The 3,923-nt window shown below is 32.0% G+C and carries 5 protein-coding genes; all 5 read left to right on the top strand.

From position 1 onward, the window contains the following. Positions 1-157: 157 nt before the first annotated feature. The gene (locus AQ1689_RS08810; RefSeq protein ID WP_101955858.1) at positions 158-454 is read left to right on the top strand and encodes a hypothetical protein; all 297 of its coding nucleotides are present in this window, start codon (positions 158-160) and stop codon (positions 452-454) included. A 150-nt stretch (positions 455-604) separates the two neighbouring features. Next, complete coding sequence (locus AQ1689_RS08815) at positions 605-799, top strand: hypothetical protein (RefSeq protein ID WP_101955859.1); 195 nt, start codon at positions 605-607, stop codon at positions 797-799. Positions 800-1,028: 229 nt separating this feature from the next. Further along, positions 1,029-2,690 (top strand): hypothetical protein, encoded by a 1,662-nt coding sequence (locus AQ1689_RS08820; RefSeq protein WP_101955860.1) that lies wholly within the window; start codon positions 1,029-1,031, stop codon positions 2,688-2,690. 2 nt (positions 2,691-2,692) lie between these two features. Beyond that, positions 2,693-3,421 (top strand): hypothetical protein, encoded by a 729-nt coding sequence (locus AQ1689_RS08825; protein WP_101955861.1) that lies wholly within the window; start codon positions 2,693-2,695, stop codon positions 3,419-3,421. Continuing rightward, on the top strand, positions 3,421-3,923 hold a 503-nt coding region (locus tag AQ1689_RS08830; protein WP_145993748.1), incomplete at its 3' end, for a hypothetical protein. The genes AQ1689_RS08825 and AQ1689_RS08830, both read left to right, overlap by 1 nt.

The raw sequence follows: 3,923 nt of genomic DNA on the forward strand, positions 1-3,923 counted from the left end.
ATGATTTACGAACCGCCGTATACGAGACCCGTACGTACGGTGGTGTGAGAGGCGCACTCCGACTATTTTAGTCGGAGCCGTCTACTCGATTGGCAAGTCGTTTTTAAGGTTCTTTACTCTACCTGTTTTAAAGTGAGTGAATTAAATTCAAAATATTATGTATTTCTATTATTTTCAATCAAAATTTCCTAAAAGAAAAAATTTTACTGAAGGTTTTAAAAAAATAATAAAAAAAATAAATGTTAAAGGTGAGTTAATTCTTTCAGCGACAAGATATGCTTTCGATGATTCAGATAACACTAACTGGATTCTAAACTATAATGATAAAGAAAAGCTTCTAAAAGATAAAGAAGCCTTACTTATGATAAAATATAGGAAAGTCCCGATTTTTAATGTAACAGGAAATGGTTATGGTACAGGTATTTGTGTGTCTTTAAATAGTCGAAAAACATAAAGCTACTAATGTTTGCCAACGTTTCGGAGCTAAAAAATCGTTTTAATGTTTTTTAGCTGGTGTTGGCACGTAGTTTATTAACGATTAACAACTAAAACACCGCCTTAGTTTTTAATTATACATTTTTTGGCGGTAGTTTACTCTAAAATTATGACCCAAAAAAATAGACAAAGATTATATTGTGCATTAACAACAGCAGCAGCATTGATAGAGCAACACGCAGGATGTGGACATGACCCAGATGATTTAGGCGAAGAAGGCGAAGAAGGTTTATGTGAGTATCAGAAAGCAACTGACAGAGCAGCTAAATTAATTATGACTATTGCCAAGAGGTATGAGTCTTAATTACTGCCAACACTAATATAACTGTAATATTGCACAATATTTTTTTAACCGAACTATCAAAGATAGTTCGGTTTTTTTTGTAAAAATAAAATAACTTAAACGATGTTAAACAACTTTAAAGTACACTAGATCTTACTTAACGGTGTTAGCCATTGCTAAACGCCGCTAGCCTAAAATGATGTTTTTTTCTTGTTTTATTATTGCAGTATCGAATCAGATATTGTTATAAATGAATCAAGCAGAATCAATCAATCAAGCATTATACAGGAACATTAAAAGCGGGCAACAATACGCTCATTTAATGCCTTATAGTAATTGTAGTAGTACCAAATTAACTACTGGAGATACAAAAGCTGCAATTGATAATATGGCTATCTGGTCAAAGAAATATCAAAATCATACAAAAAATATTGCAGTAACTTTTGCAGGTAAAAGTACCAAAGAAACCGCTATTTCTATCCACTCATTTTTATACCATCATTTTCAATACAAAATAGATGGCTTAAATCAGGAATTAAGAAGTCCAGCGTGTTCGTGGGCAAGTCGTTATAACGGCATAGACTGTAAAAGTTACTCAATTTTTGCAAGTACAATTCTTTTAAATTTAGGAATACATCATTTCCTAAGAAGAATCAAACAAAGTGCAACCGCTGGTTATTCGCACGTTTATGTAATTGTTCCAAAAAATCAAAAAAATCCAAAAAATCTAAAATTAGGATATTATACCATAGATGGAACTTTAGCAGGAATTAAAGAACCTGATTTTTATCAAAAATCAGATGTTTTTATGAGAGCTAAAATAAATAATTATGGTTTAGCTGGGCAACAGCAACCGCCAAGAGTTCCAGAAAGTCCTAAAAGTGGTGGCGGTGGTGGTAATTGGCAAACAGAACTTGTAAAGCAAATATTTATAACACTAAAACCATTGCTAGATGAATATGTAAAACTATTAGTAAGAGGTTTTATCTTTTTGTCAGATGCTTTATTTGGGTGTGATGTTCAGGGATATAATTTAGCGATAATAAAAGTACGAATCGAAAAGGATTTTAAAGCGCTGTTAATACACAAATTAGAATTATTAGACGAGGCTATTTTATTTGATAATAAACCACGTATTCAGCATATTTTAAATGACATATTCAAAGAATTGGATTTAGGTATTGCACATCTAAGAAGTGAAACTTCTTATTTATCAGATGATGATTGTGTAGGTAAAACCCTAACGGTTACATTGAATTATATGGAAAAAATAAAACAAGCATTTGAAGCTGTTTACGCAAATTTCATAAAATCATATAGTAAATATGATTTTGAAATGTTCCATAAAACCGCAACAACCGATCAACGTACAATGTATTTTGTTGTTCCTAATACAAAAGCTCCGATAAGTGCAGAGTATCGCTTTATAATTTTACGAAAAAATAAAAGTAAATACGGAATTGAACCAATTTTGCCTTATGGAGAAGGAGATGAAACTTTTGAAGGTACTTCAAATAAGTGGCTTTCGGAAAATACAGCTCATTTAAGAAATAACTATTCTGATGGTCGTGAAAATAGATACAGAATTGAGGTCAAACCATTAATTGATAAGGTAGGTAGATTAAGATATAAAGCGTTTATAGGTGGCGAAGGATTGTATTTATTTGAACAACCTATACAACGAGAAATGTATAAAATATGGCTTAAATACGATACGAAATATACGTATTTTTTAAAAAAAGAAGCTCAAAGTTTACGTACGGCAAATGAACTAGCAATACTCGATTTTCAAAAAAGATTAAGTACCGAAATTTCTAAAGATAAATCCATAAAAAACAAAAGGTCGTTAAAAAAGAAAGTAGGCATCGGATTAGCCGTTGCCGCGGCTGGATTATTAATTGTAAAAGTTTAAAAATGGATTTAATGAGAAACAGAGGTTTAAACGGCGTATGTGCGTCAAAGGCTATTGCCGAAAGATTAGAGGGTAAAACAAGAGATACCTTGTCTAATAAATCGGAATTTGATAGAAAGTACAGTAAGTTGAAAAATGGACGACAAGCAAGTCAATGGGCAGCTAGAAAAGCAACGATTCGTAAATTAGAAGATATTATTGAGCGAGAAACACAAAAACTAACAAATGAAAAAAGCATTGCTATTTCTTTAGGTTTGAACGGTTGGTTTAGTAAAATTGGTAGAGGTTTATGCAAAAAAAACGTAAGAAGGCGTGAACGTGCAGAAAATTCATTGCAAGATGCTGAAAAAGCACTAGGAGAAATAAAAGGATCTTATGAGTTATTAGGTCGCCAGCAGACGGAAGGTCTTAGAAAAGCTAGTGAGGTAATCGTTGTAAACAAGAAAACGATTACAGATTTAGAAACACAAATTCAAGCAGTAAAAACAAAAATAGCAAACTATAAAATAGAACGAGATAACATTAAGAAAGCTGAAATTGCAGCAACTAAAACTGCACAAACAGCATCAAATATGGTATCTATTAATTCAGCTAAAAAAATGAATACCGCAGGTTTTGGATCGTTTTTATCAAAAGAAAATTTGCCTTTAATTATAGGCGGTGCTTTATTATTTGGTGGCGTTTTTTATTTCAAAAATAAAAATTCACAAGTTAAAAAAGTAGTAGCATAATGGAAAGTAAATTAAATATATATGGTTTAGCAGGTGTTCCTGGTCGTGGTGTGTTTATGGATAGTAACGGTAGAGAGCAGTTTGGACGACCAACAAGCAGAAAACCAATAATCAAATTAAGACCAAAGACAAGGCAAGTAACTAGGTTAGTAAAAACAACAGGAGGCTTTAAACCTGCAAAAGCAACATCTTTACGTCTTGATTATGGGCGAATTAACAGCCAATCAGAAATAAATAGAATAGTAGATTCTTTATTTCGTAGGCTAGATATAGACGACCAAGGTTATAAAGGTACATCAATAGGCGCTGGTAATAGATTAATAAAACGATTAGTTAAGAGAGTTAAACGTAGAATAGCAGTTGAAGAAAGAATAGCAGTTGCAACAAATAGCAAACAAAAAACAGATTTAGTTAATTACTTAAATAATAATTCAACTACCAGCTCTACTAATTCGAAACTATCGCAACAAAAACAAGCTTTAGCATTGAAAAAAGCAACTGC

Origin of the sequence: Tenacibaculum finnmarkense (assembly GCF_900239185.1) — a bacterium.
Lineage (GTDB): Bacteria > Bacteroidota > Bacteroidia > Flavobacteriales > Flavobacteriaceae > Polaribacter > Polaribacter finnmarkensis.